The sequence below is a fragment of the Tenacibaculum sp. MAR_2009_124 genome, from assembly GCF_900105455.1.
Taxonomy (GTDB): Bacteria; Bacteroidota; Bacteroidia; order Flavobacteriales; family Flavobacteriaceae; genus Polaribacter.
Genome location: NZ_FNSF01000008.1, coordinates 284,112 through 300,677, shown reverse-complemented (window position 1 = coordinate 300,677; position 16,566 = coordinate 284,112). Strand labels below are relative to the sequence as shown.

Sequence of the window (16,566 nt, the reverse complement as noted above, 5' to 3'; positions counted from 1 at the left end):
TTTAGGGGAAAAAAGAAAGCCAGCGAAAGCTGGCTTTTGTTTTATGCTCTGACAGGTTGATTCTGAATTAAATCAATGTACAGATTTATTTGTTTCTTTAAATTCTTTCTTTCGTAGATAGCATCTAAAAAACCATGTTCTAATAAAAATTCAGAACGTTGGAAGCCTTCAGGAAGGTCTTTTCCAGTAGTGTCTTTTACTACACGAGGTCCAGCGAAACCAATTAATGCATTTGGTTCAGCAATATTAATGTCACCTAGCATGGCAAATGAAGCAGTTGTTCCTCCTGTGGTTGGATCCGTACATAATGAAATGTAAGGCACATTTGCATCTGCTAATTGAGCAAGTTTTGCTGAAGTTTTTACTAATTGCATTAATGATAAAGAAGCCTCCATCATTCTTGCCCCACCAGATTTAGAAATCATTAAGAAAGGAATATCGTGTTTGATTGAATAATCAATTGCTCTAGCAATTTTTTCACCAACAACACTTCCCATAGATCCTCCAATAAAAGAGAAATCCATTGCAGCGATTACCAAGTCTTTTCCTAAAGATTTTCCCACTGCAGTTCTAACAGCATCTTTTAATCCTGTTTTCTTTTGAGCGGCTTTTAATCTGTCAGGGTACTTTACTGTATCTTCAAATTTTAATGGATCTTTTGATGATAATTTAGCGTCAAGTTCAGTAAACTCATTGTCGTCGAAAAACAACTCAAAGTATTCTTTACTACCTATACGTACATGATAGCCATCTTCTGGACTTACGTATAAGTTGCTTTTTAACTCATCAGTATCTATTATTTTTCCACTTGGGGTTTTGTACCATAACCCTTTAGGAGTGTCTTTTTTTTCTTCGGTAGGAGTTTGTATTCCTTTGTCTTTACGTTTAAACCAAGCCATAAATTAGTCTTTAGTTATTTGTTTATAGTATGTGACAAGTTTAATAATAATTACGTTTGCCACATACTTTTCTGGTGCAAATATCTAAAAAAAAAATTACGATAAAGTATTTACATTGTTTAAATCCTCAAAAGCTTGTTTTAATCTAGTTTTAAAAGTTAGTTCACCTTCACGAACCCACTTTCTTGGATCATAATATTTTTTGTTTGGAATATCACTTCCGTCAGGGTTTCCAATTTGTGATTGTAAGTAATCTGCTTTTTCAGCCATATAATCACGAATACCTTCAGTAAAAGCATATTGTAAATCAGTATCGATGTTCATTTTAATCACACCATAACCAATTGATTCACGAATTTCTTCTAATGTTGAACCCGATCCTCCATGGAATACAAAGTCAATAGTATTACTTGGAACGTTATATTTTTCAGAAATATATTCTTGAGAATTTTTTAAAATTTTCGGAGTTAATTTAACATTACCTGGTTTATAAACACCATGAACGTTTCCAAAGGCTGCAGCAATTGTAAATTGGTCACTTACTTTCATTAACTCTTCATAAGCATAAGCAACTTCTTCTGGTTGAGTGTATAGTTTTGAAACATCAACATCGCTATTATCAACACCATCTTCTTCACCACCTGTAATACCTAATTCAATTTCTAAAGTCATTCCCATTTTACTCATACGAGCAAGGTATTTTTTACAAATTTCGATGTTTTCCTCTATAGGCTCTTCACTCAAGTCAATCATGTGAGAGCTATATAAAGATTTACCAGTTTCAGCGAAGTGTTTTTCACTAGCATCTAATAATCCATCAATCCAAGGAAGTAACTTCTTAGCAGCATGATCCGTATGTAAAATTACAGGAATACCATAAGCTTCCGCTAATAAATGAACGTGTTTAGCTCCTGCTACAGCGCCTGCAATAGCGGCTTTTTGATCTTCATTAGAAAGACCTTTACCAGCATTAAATTGAGCTCCACCATTTGAAAACTGAATAATCACTGGTGAGTTTAATTCTTTAGCAGCTTCCAAAACTGCGTTTATAGTATTTGAACCTACAACATTAACTGCAGGTAACGCAAAGCTTTTTTCTTTAGCTAATTTGAAAATTTCTTGAACCTCTTTACCAGTGGCAACTCCAGCTTTAATCATTGTATTATGTTTTAGTTTATGTCAATTATTAAGTAACAAATCTACACTTTTTTCAGAAAGTAAAGTGGATTTTTTACTACAACGTTTTTGTTAGAACGGATAGTTAATACCAATGTTTAACACAGAACTTTGGAAGTTAAAGTTACTAAACCAACGATCTGCTCGAGGCTGATAAGGTTCATGCATTTTAAATCCTAAATCTAATCTCGCTATTAAAAATTTGAAGTCATATCTCATACCAAAGCCACCACCAACGGCAATATCTGTAAGAGATTTCAAACTATCGAATTTGGCATTGGTATCAATGAATTTAGAGCCTGTAATATCCCAAATATTACCACTATCTACAAAAAGAGCTCCTTTGAGAGACCCGATTAGGTCGAAACGGTATTCTAGGCTACTGATGAATTTTAGACTTCCAATATTATATTCTAAAGCTGGTGGTCTCGTTCCAGGTCCCAATGCATAGGTTCTCCAAGCACGAATATCATTAGAGCCTCCAGCGAAATAACTTCTAGAGAAAGGAACATCAGAATTGTTATATGTGAAAATGGCTCCTAAAAAGGTTCTATGAGCTAAAACGGAATTACCTCCTAAACTCCAGTATTTTTTATATTCAATATCTGTTTTGAAGTATTGAGCAATCGGAATTTTGAATAAAGTTTTTTGATCGTTATTATTGGTGTTTTTTGATAATAAACCCATAATATTCCCTGAATTAGCAACACGAATTTTAAAGAAAGAAAAGTCTTGATCTTTAACATTTTTCTGATTGTTATAGGTAAAGCTATAAGCAATTTCAGGAATTAAGAAATCAGAGGTAACAATGTTTAATCGCTCGGCAATATTTAGAGCAGTCAAAAAATAAGCAGGGTTGGTATCGGCATATTGATCACTCAATAATATTTCATCCAATGAATCTCTAATAGATTCGTAGTTACTCGGAATATTGTCTAGGAAGGAGTCACTATTTGAAAAATCCTTGTAAATTTCTTCTAACTTTAAAAATTCTGATCTATAAATAGAAAAGTAATTATCGACATTTAAATTTCGAATGTATTGAGCGTTCAATAATTCGAGTTGAATGGTTTTTGTCGCATCAAACTTCCATTTATAATCAACTCCAATATTCAGATTTTGTCGGTCAAGACCAATGTTTTTCTGAATATTAATACCTCCATAAAACTTCGTTTTTGGAAACATTCTTTTAGGAACGAATTTGTGCAATCCAAAAGGAGCAACGAATCGGGGAATTTCTAATGAAATGTCTCCACCTAATTCCCATCCAGGACCATTATTTGCATTAAAATAGGCTCCATGAGTTGAAACTTTGAAAATTTCAGCGCCTTTAAATGTATTTCTGTTGGTAAGTGAAAATCTACCAGAGATGTCGAAATTACGGATGTTTGATCTAGATAATTCGGTGTCAAAACCAAGTGTGTATTTTTCTGTCGGGGTCAGGAAGATATTGGCCTCTAATTCGTGATCATTAACTTCGCTGAATCTTATGGATGTAGCTCTAAAGTTTTTAAGTCCCCTTAGGTGAGTTCTTGTTAAAGTTCTTAGTGTATCGCTATAAATAGTGTTTGGTTTAATAAACAGCGATTGCGATAGAAATTTAGGATTGTATTTAAGCTTATTAAAGGCATAAAATTTAACTCCTTTATAAGTCGCAGTGTCGTTTATTGAGTTGTCCTTTTTGCTGTAAGTATAGTCTGTAAAAACATTAATGTTTTTTATAGTTTGAACTTTGTACGGTTTAGAAATATATTCTCCATTTGATTCAACAACTTTATCCGCTATAACTAATTCAACATTGGTTTTATATGAAGCGGTATCTCCAACATAAAAGTCAATGCTTTCGTTTTTGTCAAAATGATAAATACCATTGTTTCTAAACAATTTGGTAAGTCGTTTAGCTTCATTAATAAAATCAATGTCTTTGTACTGTTGATTTGATTTAAGATAGCTTTTTTCTTTACTGAGTTTATATATAGAGTCTAAAACAGGTGATTTAATATCTTTGATAATCGTGTCAAGAAAAAGGGGCTGTCCTTTCTGGATATGATATGTTAAGCTTCCTTTTTTAAAGGATAATGAATCTTTTGTTGCTTTAATTTTTGTTTTAAAATATCCTTCATTTTGATAATGTGTTTTTAAATTTCGTAGGCTAATATTTGTTTTTTTATCGCTGATAATTACTGGTGCTTGCCCACTATTTAAAAACCATTTATTTAAACCAATAGCTGATTTAGCAACAGCAATACTTTGCTTTTCAGAAAAAACACTTTTAAAGAAGTTATAAGTTTTAGGATGTTTTTTACCCCAAGTAGCTGAAGTTTTTGGACCGTCAGGATTCCCTAAGTTATAAAAATACAAAGCTAGAGGAAGTCCAAATGTTTTTTGATTTGGGCGTTGAATTAATAACTCATTTAACTCCTCTTTTGATGTTTTTACACTATCTACATAAATAGTGTTCTTAACTAAAAGTTGTTCGCTTTCTCTAACATATTTTATGGTACTACAACCAACTAATGCGATAATTAGTAAAAAATAAAAAAAGAGTTTTTTCATTAACTTAGCGTCCAGAATTTAATAATCAAAAATACTATTTTTTTGAGGGTTAAAGTGTTAAATATTATTTAATGAGCTTATCGAAAAACAATATTAAACTGATAACTAGTTTACAACAAAAAAAGTATAGACAAAAGTATAAATTATTTGTTGCGGAAGGAATAAAAGTGGTAAAAGAGTTATTGGCTTCAAATTTAACTGTGAATCAGGTGTTTTGTACGGATGATTCCATGACTTTTGACCAAGAGATTGTTGTTTCTCAAATTACAGAAGCAGAACTCAAAAAAATAAGTACGTTGAAAGCACCAAATAAAGTGCTTGCTCTTTTTGAAATTCCCGAAAATGATGTGCCAATAATTAATGATTTTACAGTGGTACTTGACGGAATTAATGATCCGGGGAATTTAGGAACCATAATAAGATTATGTGATTGGTTTGGTGTTAAGAATTTACTTTGTTCAAAAAACACAGTAGATTGTTATAATTCAAAGGTAGTACAAGCAACTATGGGATCTTTAACAAGGGTTTGTATTAGTTATACCGATTTGCCAGAAGTTTTAAAGAACTCAGATTTACCCAAATATACAGCCGATATGAACGGTGAAAGTGTATATGGTTCAATTTTACCTCAAAAAGCTATTTTGGTTATGGGTAATGAAGCTAATGGTATAACCGAAGAAATAGATTCAATTATAAATAATCAGTTAACCATTCCTCGATTTGGGGACTTAAAAGAAACGGAAAGCCTTAATGTAGCTACGGCAACCGCAATTTTGTTAAGTGAGTTTAAAAGGCGTTAAATAGTTTTTAAAAATAATTAGGCTATTGAAATAATCCATTTATCTGAGCATCGATCTTGTCGATAATAGCGCCGAGATCTTCTTGGTTTTCTACGAAATCCAAATTATCAACATCAATAATTAAAAGTTTTCCTTTATTATAGGTTGAAATCCAAGCTTCATATCTTTCATTTAATCTGCTTAAATAATCGATACTAATAGAATTTTCATATTCTCTACCACGTTTATGAATTTGACCAACTAAAGTAGAGATGTTTGCGCGTAAATATATTAATATATCTGGTGGTGTAACAAGGTTTTCCATTAGTTCAAATAACGAAGTATAGTTGCTATAATCTCTATTTGTCATTAAACCCATTGCATGTAAGTTAGGAGCGAAAATATGAGCATCTTCATAAATGGTTCTATCTTGAATAACTTTCTTACCGGTTTTTCTTAGTTCTAAGATTTGGCGGAAGCGACTATTTAAGAAGTAAACTTGTAAATTAAAAGACCAACGTTCCATTTCAGCATAGAAATCATCAAGATATGGATTTTCATCAACAGATTCAAAATGAGGCTCCCAATTGTAGTGTTTCGCTAGCAATTTTGTTAATGTTGTTTTTCCTGCACCGATATTTCCGGCAATAGCTACATGCATAATTTACAAATTTCGTAACGTAAAATTACGTAAAAAAATAATTAATGAAAACGATTTAACAAATCAATTTATACCCAAAACCTCTAATATTGACAATCTGTACATTAACATCTTCTTGTAGCTTTTTTCTTAATTTTGAAATAAATACATCCATGCTTCTGGCATTGAAGAAATCATCATTCCCCCATAGTTTGTTTAAAATATAGCTTCTATCAAGAACTTCATTCTTTTTTTGATAGAGGTGAAATAACAGCTCAGCTTCCCTGTGAGTTAAAAATATGGAAGAATCATTTAAGATAAGTAATTGTTTGGTATAATTGAAAATGTAAGCACCTAAGGGTATTTGTTCATGATTGGTTTTAAGAGATATTCTATTAAGTAAAGCATTAATCCTTACTATCAACTCTTCCATTGAAAAGGGCTTTTTTAGATAATCGTTGCCTCCTGAATTAAATCCTTCTAAAACATCTTTTGTTTGCGATTTGGCTGTTAAAAAAATAATGGGAGTTGTTTTGTCGTTTTCTCGAATTTCTTGAGCAACTGTAAATCCATCTTTTTTAGGCATCATTACATCTAGTACCAAAATATCAGGTTTTTCATTTTTATAGAACTCTATAGCTTCATTGCCGTTATCGGCATAAGAAACATCAAAATTTCTGGTTTCTAATGTTTCTTTGACAATTAACCCTAAGCTAGGTTCATCCTCTGCTAAAAGTAATTTAATCTTTTTAGTCATTTGGAATATTTATTTTGAATATGGTATGTTTTGTATTTGATGATAATGCGATATTACCATGATGCTTTTCGATAATTTTTTTTGTGTAAAAGAGGCCAATTCCAAATCCTTTTACATCGTGAGTATTCCCTTTAGGAACTCTGTAGAATTTGTCGAAAATTTTTTCTTGTTGATTTTTTTCAATTCCCTTGCCATTATCGGCAATGGCTATTTCAATTGAATCAAGAACTTTATTAATATTAATTTCAATAACATCACCTCCATACTTAACAGCATTATCAATTAAATTCGAAATTGCATTTTCAAAGTGAAACAAATCAATTTTCATGAAGCAAGTACTAACGCTAGAAGAGAAAGTAATGGTTTTATTTTTTGAAATAAGTTGATGTTTAGTTGTGTTTTTTTCAATGAGTTCAACGATATCTACTTCTTCTTTTTTTAATAGTAATTTTTCACTGTCTAAAGTAGCTGTTTCTAAAAGTTTTTCTACCATTTGATGTAATTTTTTCAGCTGTACAGAAGAAATTGATAGATATTTTTTCGTCTTTTCTTTATCATTAATAATATTAAAATTATCGATTGCCTCAATAGCTGTTGAGACTGTGGTGATAGGAGTTTTAAATTCATGCGTAATATTGCTAATCAAATCATTTTTGATTTCGGCGAGTTCCTTTTGCTTATTAATTACTTTTAGCATATAAAACAAACTTGCGATTACCGCTAGAGATAGAATTGATGATAATAATATTCCGATTGAACTTCTTTTTAATATTTCTATAGTTGGATTACTATAAAATACGGTTAATTTTTCATCAAGTTGCAAATATGTTGATTTGGCGTCTGCTGAAAGTTTATAATTGGGCTGCTCATTTTTTTTAGAATCAAAAAATAAAGAATCATTTTTTATATGATGTAAATAGAAAGATGAGCTAATCCCTTTTTTTGATAAAGAACGTGATAATATTGAATCGACTTTTGAGTGATTTAATGTGTCATTTTTTACTGTGATAAAAATAGTTTGTAACCCTTTTATTAAGTTTAAACTATCGTTCGCTTTTTTACCTGAAAATATTTTGATATCCTCAGTTTCTAATGGATCGGTAAGAAATATATCATTTGCTTTTTCTTTAATAATTAATTGCTCTTCTTTAGAATCTTTTGTTGAACTTTCGAGATGTTTCTTTTTACCTAAATTAGCATGAACATCGTCTAATAATGAATTGAAAAAAATAGAATCCATTTTTTTTAGTTCACCTGAATTATCGGTAGCGATTTCTAAGGAAGAGATTTGAAAAGAAAGGTTGTCTTTTGTAGATTTTGAGTTTTGAGTTACGGACTTGAGAACAGAATCAAGATTAAAACTTTTTGGTAAATAATTTTTCTTCTTTTTCTTAGGTTGAACAATAGTATACAAGCTTTCCTTGGTTAGTTTAGCAAAATACTCTTCAATAGAACTATCAAAGCTTTTTTGAATTTCGTTAATGATATACTGCTTGTTTTGTTTATAGTTTTTATAGTTCCAATACAGTTGGACTGCTATTGTGGTAACAATAGTAAGTGAAATTAAATAGAGTATCCAATTGTATTTTCTGTTATTCATAGTTCAAATATACTTACTAAAAACCTACAAATGAACTTGGTTAACATTAGTTAACATTGCTTAACTCAAAACAATAATAAGATAAAACATCTTTGTAGAGTGAATATTTAAAAACAATTCCAATGTTACATGTTTCTTTAATAATGTGGTTGTTCTTGACGGTGAAGTTAATAGATGTTCAAGACGGAAATACGGATGATATAGAAGTGTGTTTTGAAGACTGTCAACTTATTATTGGAGTTCAATATTATTTCTTAGGAAAAACTTGAAATGATTAATTCATAACATTTGAAATACGTTATTCAATAGAAGAATACAGCGGATGGAATATTACTAAATTAAATAAATAGAAATATTAAGAAAGACTAATAAAATAAAAAGACAAATTAATGAAAACTAAAATTTTAATGATGTTACTGTTGAGTACAGTAACCATGTTCGGACAAAAGTTTCAAGGAAAAGCAGTGTATAAAACTCATAGAAAGGTTGATTTAAAAATCGATAATGGTAAAGGAGCTCCTAATTCATCTATGCAGAAACAATTGCAGGCGCAACTTATGAAACAATTTCAAAAGACTTTTATTTTAAATTTCAATAAATCTGAATCTACCTACAAGCAAGATGAACAGTTGTCATCACCTCAAATAAGTACAAGCGGTGTTCAGGTGCAAATTATTGGAAGCGGAGGAGGAACGGATGTTTTATATAAGAATACGAAAGATAAGCGCTATGCCAATAAAACTGAAATTAGTGGTAAACGTTTTTTAATTCATGATAAATTAGAAGATTATGGATGGAAGCTTTCCGGAGAAACCAAAAATATTGGTAAATACACTTGTTATAAAGCAACCAGAACAAGAGAAGAAACAAGAATGTCATTCAGCATGACTGATGGTGAAAAAGAAGAAAAAAATGATAAGATAACTATTGAAACTGTAGCTTGGTATACTCCGGAAATACCAGTAAATAATGGACCTGAAATGTTTTGGGGATTACCAGGATTAATATTGGAAATACAAGATGGCACGTTAACAATTGCTTGTACAGAGATCATTTTAAACACAGACAATAAAATTGAAATAAAGGAACCTAAAAAAGGTAAAAAAGTAACCCAATCTAAGTTTGATGAGATCATTGAAAAACATTCTAAGGACATGATGGAACGATTTAAAAGTAGAAGAAGTAGTAAGGATGGAGAATCAATAAGTATTGAAATTCAAGGATAACAGATATTCAATATTGCCTAACAATTAAACCTTTTGGTTTATTCAATGTCTAAAATTAAAATAGACAATTAATAATACAAAAGGGAATGAAAAATATCTATATCTACTTATTTGTTTTTATAACAACATCAATTTGGTCTCAAAAAAATTTACAAGGTAAGGCGGTTTACCAAACCAAAACAACTGTTGACATGAGTTCTTGGGGAGCTGATATGCCTGAAGAAAGAAAAAAGCAAATTAAAGAACGTATGAAAAACTTTCTTGAGAAAACATATACGCTTCAATTTACATCAAACGAATCTGAGTATAAGGAAAATGCAAAGTTGGAAGCACCAGGAACAAAAGGGTTTCGGTTTGGAGGATTCACCGGTGGAGGAGTAAAATATAAGAATTTATCGGAGAGAGTATTGCTCGAGTCCACAGAGTTTTTTGGAAAACGGTTTTTAATTGAAGATTCAGCTGAGAAGCCAGAATGGGAACTAGGAGCAGAAACAAAACAAATAGGGAAATATACTTGTTTTAAGGCTACAATGATTAAAAAAGTTGATGCTTTCGATTGGAGAAATATGAGAAGAAGAAGAAGGGGAAGAAAAGGTTCGGATAAAGATAATAAAAAAGAGAAGGTAAGAGAAAATGTAAGTAAGGTTACTGAAGAGATTGAAACTCCAAAAACTGTCGAAGTTACGGCGTGGTATACACCTCAAATCCCTGTTAGTAATGGACCAGGAGGATATTTCGGATTGCCAGGGTTAATTTTAGAGATAAATGAAGGAAGAACGACTATTTTATGTTCTGAAATTATCTTGAATCCGAATGAAAAAATAGTTATTGAAGCTCCAACAAAAGGGGATAAAGTAACTAGAGAAGAATACAATGCCATTATGAAAAAGAAAATGGAAGAAATGAGAGAGATGTTTCAAAGGCGAAGAGGACAAGGAGGTAGAGGAAGAGGTAGAGGTCGTTTTTAACCTTTTGTTTCACAACTCATTAATTGTTTAAATATATTAACAAAGGATAGGGGATTGGAAGTTAGATGGTTCAATTCTGTCTTATACCAGTTATTTTAAAAGGTAAATGGTATTTCCAAACAAAAATTACAAATACGCATAATGAAGAAACTACTGATACTAGTCATTATCATGACTACATGGATTTCTATGGCTCAAGTTACAATGAAAGGGATTGTGAAAGATAGCATAGGAACGCCTCTTGAAATGGCAAATGTAATTGCTATTAACAAGCAAACTAAAAAGTTAGATTCCTATGGGTTTACTGATTCCCATGGGAATTATAAACTCAATTTAAAGAAGAATACCTCATACGCTGTAAAAGTAAGTTATATCGGAAAAAAAACGAGTCAAATAGAGATAATTACAAAAGAAGAAAGTGTTACTAGAGATATCGAATTACTTTCTGATGATGCTTTAGATGAGGTTAATATAACCTATAAAATGCCTGTAACTGTTAAAGGAGATACAATAGTATATGATGCAGATAGTTTCAAAAGTGGTACGGAGAAAAAACTAGGTGATGTTTTACAGAAATTACCAGGAGTAGAAGTTAATGATGATGGAGAAATAGAAGTAGAAGGGAAGACGGTTAAAAAGGTAATGGTCGAAGGAAAAGATTTTTTTGATGGAGATAGCAAATTAGCCACTAAAAATATTCCGGCAGACGCTATTGACAAGGTTGAGGTTTTAAAGAACCACAGCGAGGTTCGACAGCTAAGTAGTGTTACTGATAACGAGGATAATGTTGTTATCAATTTAAAATTAAAAGAGGGAAAGAAGAATTTTTGGTTTGGTGAAGTAACCGCTGGAGTCGGTATCGCTACTGAAGATAAAAGGTATTTGGCACATCCTAAGTTGTTTTATTACAGTCCAAAGTACAGTTTGAATATTATTACAGACGTAAATAATATTGGCGAAGTTGCTTTTACAATGAGAGATTATTTCAAGTTTACTGGAGGTTTTAGAAGTTTTGGAGAGAGCAATGGAACCAATTTTAATGTAGCCTCCAATGATATTTCCTTTTTAACACTTAGAAATAATAGGGCAAAAAATATCGAAGCTCAATTTGGAGCAGTAAACTTTAGTTATTCCCCGAAGAAAACTTGGGATATCAGTGGTTTTGCTATTTATTCTGGGAATACAACAGAAATGGAAGAAAAAACAAATAGTATTTATTCCAATGCAGGAATTGATATTGATAACCTACCTCCTACATCTCAGGAAATTATAGCAACTGAAACAAGGGAAGATAATACAATTCAAACAAGTGATTTAGGTTTGTTCAAGGTGAGCTCTACGTATAAACCAAATTCAGATAATCAGTTTGACTATGATGTTTTCGCAAAGGTATCAGGGCAAAGACAAACACAAACTACCTTGTCAACAAGAACTTATTTAAATGCTGATGATGAAGTAGTACCAATTAATCAATTAACTCAACAAAATCCATTTTCACTAAATCAAAATTTAAACTACTACTATACTTTAGATGATAAGAATATTTTTGCCTTCGAAGGACAACATCTTTGGCAAGATGAAGATCCTTTTTATAATGCAGAATTAGAAAGGTTATCATTTGCTAACTTAATCGGGTTAAACGTATCTGCAAATCCTTTTAATGTAGATCAAACGAAACGAATAAAAACCAATAAATTCGATGGGAAACTGGATTATTATTATGTTTTGAATTCAAAGAATAATATTAATTTAACGGCAGGGGCTACATTAAGTGATCAACAATTTGATTCAAATATTTTTGAAATATTAGATGGTAACAGAAATACTATATCAAATGTAAATAGTATAAATGATGTGAATTTTACTTTTGATGATTTGTATGCAGGACTTCATTATAAGTTTATAACAGGAATCTTTACTTTTAATCAAGGGTTTACACTTCATAATTATACAACCAAAAATATTCAATTAGGATCTACAGAACGTATTAACTTTACCCGTTTTTTACCAGATGCATCAATCAAAATAAACTTGAAAAAATCAGAAACACTTCGATTAAATTATAGCATGCAAACTAGTTTTACTGATGTAAATCAATTGGCTGAGGGGTATGTATTCAATAATTACAACAGCTTATATTCTGGAAATAGAGAGTTGGAAAATGCTCTGTTGCATAATGTGAACTTAAGTTATTTTAGCTTTAACATGTTTAATTATACCAATATTTTTGGGGTTATAAATTATACTAAAAGAATTGATGCTATTAAGTCAAACACTCAATTTATTGACGTAAACCAAGTAAGAACCTCCGTAAATTCGCAATTTCCAGATGAATCAATAAGTGCAAGATTTCGATTTGAGAAGAGTCATAGAAAGTTTAAGTATTCCTTGGGAGGAAATGTAACTTATGGTGAGTCAAATAGTTTGGTAACAAGTAGGTTAACAAACGAAGCTGTAAATCGTTTAGCTAAAACTTTTTCTCAAAGTTATGAGTCGAGATTTAGTACGAATTTTAGAGAAGCTCCAAATTTTGATATAGGTTATAATGTAGCAATTAATAATTCGAATATTGGTGGTGTTGAAAATAGTTTTACAACACATAGTCCTTATTTAAATTTCGATGCATTCTTTTTAAAGGAGTTTGCGTTTACCTCTAAATACACCTATAATCAGGTAATAAATCAAGGAACTACAATTGATAGATATGGTTTTTTAGATGCAGATGTAACCTATCAAAAGAAAAATAGTAATTGGGAATATAAGTTGGGAGTAACAAATATTTTAGATTCTTCAGGACTTAATCAGAATAGTAGTAATGATATTTTAGTAAGTAACAGCACTTATGTTATTCAGCCGAGAATTGCTGTTTTAAGTGTTAAGTATAATTTGTAGATTATTTGAATTGAAAACGGTGAGCATTGCTCACAGTTTTATTGTTTCAATTTTTTGTTTTGTCGTTATTTGACCATCAATTTTTTGGTTGTTCGAAACTTTCCATTTTGAATTTGTAATAAATAAAGACCAGTATTTACAGAATTAAAAGTGATATCCTTAGAAAACAAATTGGCGTTTTCTTTAAAATCTTTTCTTTCTATCAGCCTACCTCTAATATCATATAATTCTAAACAAACTTCTGTTTGATCTTTCAATTCAAATATAAGTCTGAAGTTTCCATCTGTAGGGTTAGGAAATAAATTAAACTTGTTAAAAACGTTGTCATTAACAGAGGCAGTAGGCTCGTTTACAATAACTGTATAATCTTCTACTTCACCGTCAAAGTTTACTTCACAAGCCTGTGGACTTCCGTCACCAAGATATTTTGTTGAAATACGCATTGTAGTAGATCCTGAAACTGCATTGCCTGGAATTGTAATAGACACAGGACTATTACTTGTAGCTCCATTAGAGTTATTAGTAACTCTACCTAAATCATATTTTTCATTTGACTCTAAAACACAGTTTTGATTCCAATCAATCCAAGCAAAAGTTTCCGTGGTCCAATCTCCGTCGGTATTGGTATTGACAGTTAATTGGTGAGTTGCTTCTTGGTCGACATTCGTTGAAATTGATTTAAAGTTACTGTATCCATTAGCATCTTTTGTAGTTGTTTGATTCTCTATTTCATTAAATTGTACGAATGTTGTACTTGTATTATAAGTTAAACTACCATTGGAATCACAAATATCACTAGCAACATCAAGCTTTAAATTAATGTTTTTTTCTAGCGAATCCGACTTTGCATTGAGAACAAAAGTATGACTACCGTCTGCAACAGCATTTAAGTTTGAAACAAGTACTTGGAAAGTTCCATTTGCTGAAATCGTAGATGGAGTAATTTGTGTTTGAGAACCAGTTACACTTTGAGTAATAGCGAAGGTAACAGTTTCTGCAAAACCATTTGAAGTTGCATACTCTAACTCAAAAATATGTTGAGACGTTGAGGAACTGCAAATGGATGCATCGCCAGATATATTGGAAATTATAAAATCTGGTTGTGAGTTAATAATGAATTTTGAAGTAATATTATAAAATACATTATCTGCAGCTTCAATCATTAAAATGGCCTCATCTGAATCAGGAATAGATGCAGGAAGCATTATAACTTCATTACCGTCATTATCAGTATTTGTAGCCAAATCAATATCAAATGAATTACCACCATTAGTTGATAATTTTATATTCACCTTTTGACAATTTATGGGAGCTGTATTACTTTCACCCACAGTCCAAGAAATAGTTCTGCTTGTGTTTTGAGCCCAAGTGGCTTGATCGTTCACGGTGAATGGAGTTGTATTTACAACAGTAACTTTAATGTCGTCTCTTGCCGTTGCACTTCCTCCAGGATTGTTATCTCTTACAGTAAATGAGAAGTTCATTTCTCTTGCAACTGACGGTAATACTTCCCAGGTAGTTGAAGAATTACCCGCAATAACAGTTTCTATATCTGGAAAATATCTATAAGGATTGGTTTTAGAAGGTAAGGATCTAAATAAAGGACCCCCTGAATTTGTTGCAACTGGTGGCATTACAGCTATTTCTGTGTCAATTTGCTCCCAGTTGTAGGTTAATGAAGAAACTCCATCTGAGTCAGTAGCTATACCATTTAGTAAAAATGGTGTTGATTTCGGAATTGAAACATCACTTCCTGCTTGAGCGGTGGGTGCGGCATTGTTCGAGTTTGTTTGCACGGCACAAGTTGCTGTAGATAAAATGACGTTCCACATTTGAGCAATACTTACGGAATGAAAATGAGCATCACTGTTACTTTGTACGTTTGGAGAGCAAATTCCTGCATAAGCCATAATTGTAGACCCACTTCCTGGCTCCACAGCTGTAGAACTCGTTCTATTTCCTTGACAAGAATTATTAAAAGTATGAGTTGCTCCAAATTGATGTCCAATTTCATGGGCTACATAGTCAATATCATATGGATCGTTTATGGGTTGGGGTCTTCCTGTTACTCCATTTGCTTTTCGAGCAGTGTTACAAACAACCCCTAATCCAGCCAATCCGCCAGCGCCTGTGCTGAAGGCATGACCAATATCATAATTGGCGGAACCAATAATATTATCACATACAGTTTGACTCTGACCTATCAGTGTTCCGGCGGAACCATTATCTAAATTATCGGTTGTTGCATTTAGGAAAATAATTTGATCATTATTATTAACAATGACCATGGTTACGGAAAGATCTCTTTCATAAATTTGATTCACTCTAGCCATGGTGGTATTCATGGCGGAAAGAACGGCAGCTTTTTTAACCGCATCTGTAGCTGTTGTTGGAATATTTTGATTTGTTAAATGGAATTGTGAATACTCACCTGTACTAGCAATTGCTATTCTATAGGTTCTAAGTTTCCCGTCGTTGGCATTTCTTGTTTGACCAAAAGATCTTGAAACTATTGCTCCATGTTTCTTCTCATTTACTAGACATTCGAAATTATCTTCAGAATGTATTGCGTCGCTCTTCTTATATCCTATATAAGTTTTATTATCTCTTGTATAAGGATCAATATAAAAAGATTCCTTATCAATATATGAAATAAGAATATGTACACCATCTGTACCCATTGTTATTTTTGCAGAAGAACCTTTACTATCTATACCCGTGGCGGTATAAGATTTAATGTCTGGAAACTTTTGAGCAAGCTCTTCTTGAAAAACTGGTGTTTCTTTTAAGCTATATAATTGAAACGTCCCATCAGCATTGGGTAGTTTAATTCTTTTATCAAGAGATCGACTAAAATTAGTAGTTAAATCAGATCTAAATTGTTCTAGATCAAGGGAAAATAATTGGTGTTCTTTCGGAGGTTCTTTTCGTATGTACTTTTCAGATTTAGGGGATTGTTTCTTTTGTTCTAATTTTTTCCAGTAATTTTGCGCATTAACCATACTCATGGAAGCTAATACAAATAACAGTGTTACGTATTTTTTCCTCATTTAAAAATGTTTAAAATCTGATT

At 31.6% G+C, this 16,566-nt stretch carries 12 protein-coding genes; 5 read left to right on the top strand and 7 right to left on the bottom strand.

From position 1 onward, the window contains the following. Nucleotides 1-41 precede the first annotated feature (41 nt). The 3 genes from accD to BLW23_RS21350 form a co-directional block, all read right to left on the bottom strand. Nucleotides 42-899, bottom strand: coding sequence for an acetyl-CoA carboxylase, carboxyltransferase subunit beta (gene accD, locus BLW23_RS21360; protein WP_093673770.1), 858 nt, complete (start codon nucleotides 897-899; stop codon nucleotides 42-44). Between the two features lie 96 nt (nucleotides 900-995). Continuing rightward, complete coding sequence (gene fbaA, locus BLW23_RS21355) at nucleotides 996-2,057, bottom strand: class II fructose-bisphosphate aldolase (protein ID WP_093673768.1); 1,062 nt, start codon at nucleotides 2,055-2,057, stop codon at nucleotides 996-998. 90 nt (nucleotides 2,058-2,147) lie between these two features. Next, a complete protein-coding gene (locus tag BLW23_RS21350; RefSeq protein WP_093673766.1) occupies nucleotides 2,148-4,631 on the bottom strand; it encodes a translocation and assembly module lipoprotein TamL in 2,484 nt (827 codons plus the stop codon). Between the two features lie 71 nt (nucleotides 4,632-4,702). On the opposite strand from BLW23_RS21350, the gene BLW23_RS21345 reads away from it, so the two are divergent. Next, complete coding sequence (locus BLW23_RS21345) at nucleotides 4,703-5,431, top strand: TrmH family RNA methyltransferase (protein ID WP_093673764.1); 729 nt, start codon at nucleotides 4,703-4,705, stop codon at nucleotides 5,429-5,431. A gap of 22 nt (nucleotides 5,432-5,453) precedes the next feature. On the opposite strand, the gene BLW23_RS21340 is transcribed toward BLW23_RS21345, so the two are convergent. Genes BLW23_RS21340 through BLW23_RS21330 form a run of 3 tightly spaced genes read right to left on the bottom strand, consistent with a single transcriptional unit; the run spans nucleotide 5,454 to nucleotide 8,407 of the window. Next, nucleotides 5,454-6,071: a deoxynucleoside kinase gene (locus tag BLW23_RS21340; protein ID WP_093673762.1), complete on the bottom strand. Its 618-nt coding sequence runs from the start codon at nucleotides 6,069-6,071 to the stop codon at nucleotides 5,454-5,456. A gap of 55 nt (nucleotides 6,072-6,126) precedes the next feature. Next, entirely contained in the window at nucleotides 6,127-6,807 is a 681-nt protein-coding gene (locus BLW23_RS21335) for a response regulator transcription factor (RefSeq protein ID WP_093673760.1), read from the bottom strand. Then, the gene (locus tag BLW23_RS21330) at nucleotides 6,800-8,407 is read right to left on the bottom strand and encodes a sensor histidine kinase (RefSeq protein WP_093673758.1); all 1,608 of its coding nucleotides are present in this window, start codon (nucleotides 8,405-8,407) and stop codon (nucleotides 6,800-6,802) included. Before BLW23_RS21330 ends, BLW23_RS21335 begins: the two co-directional genes overlap by 8 nt. A 122-nt stretch (nucleotides 8,408-8,529) precedes the next feature. Here BLW23_RS21330 and BLW23_RS23435 point away from each other — a divergent pair, with 122 nt between their 5' ends. The 4 genes from BLW23_RS23435 to BLW23_RS21315 all read left to right on the top strand — a co-directional run bounded on the left by BLW23_RS23435 (nucleotide 8,530) and on the right by BLW23_RS21315 (nucleotide 13,493). Then, nucleotides 8,530-8,676: a hypothetical protein gene (locus BLW23_RS23435; RefSeq protein ID WP_176829908.1), complete on the top strand. Its 147-nt coding sequence runs from the start codon at nucleotides 8,530-8,532 to the stop codon at nucleotides 8,674-8,676. Nucleotides 8,677-8,796: 120 nt separating this feature from the next. Continuing rightward, a complete protein-coding gene (locus tag BLW23_RS21325; RefSeq protein ID WP_093673756.1) occupies nucleotides 8,797-9,633 on the top strand; it encodes a GLPGLI family protein in 837 nt (278 codons plus the stop codon). Nucleotides 9,634-9,719: 86 nt separating this feature from the next. Then, the gene (locus BLW23_RS21320) at nucleotides 9,720-10,601 is read left to right on the top strand and encodes a GLPGLI family protein (protein WP_093673754.1); all 882 of its coding nucleotides are present in this window, start codon (nucleotides 9,720-9,722) and stop codon (nucleotides 10,599-10,601) included. A 141-nt stretch (nucleotides 10,602-10,742) separates the two neighbouring features. Further along, a complete protein-coding gene (locus tag BLW23_RS21315) occupies nucleotides 10,743-13,493 on the top strand; it encodes a TonB-dependent receptor (RefSeq protein ID WP_093673752.1) in 2,751 nt (916 codons plus the stop codon). Nucleotides 13,494-13,558: 65 nt separating this feature from the next. Here the strand turns inward: BLW23_RS21315 and BLW23_RS21310 are convergent, their stop codons facing one another. After that, the gene (locus BLW23_RS21310; protein ID WP_093673750.1) at nucleotides 13,559-16,543 is read right to left on the bottom strand and encodes a zinc-dependent metalloprotease; all 2,985 of its coding nucleotides are present in this window, start codon (nucleotides 16,541-16,543) and stop codon (nucleotides 13,559-13,561) included. Nucleotides 16,544-16,566 lie beyond the last annotated feature (23 nt).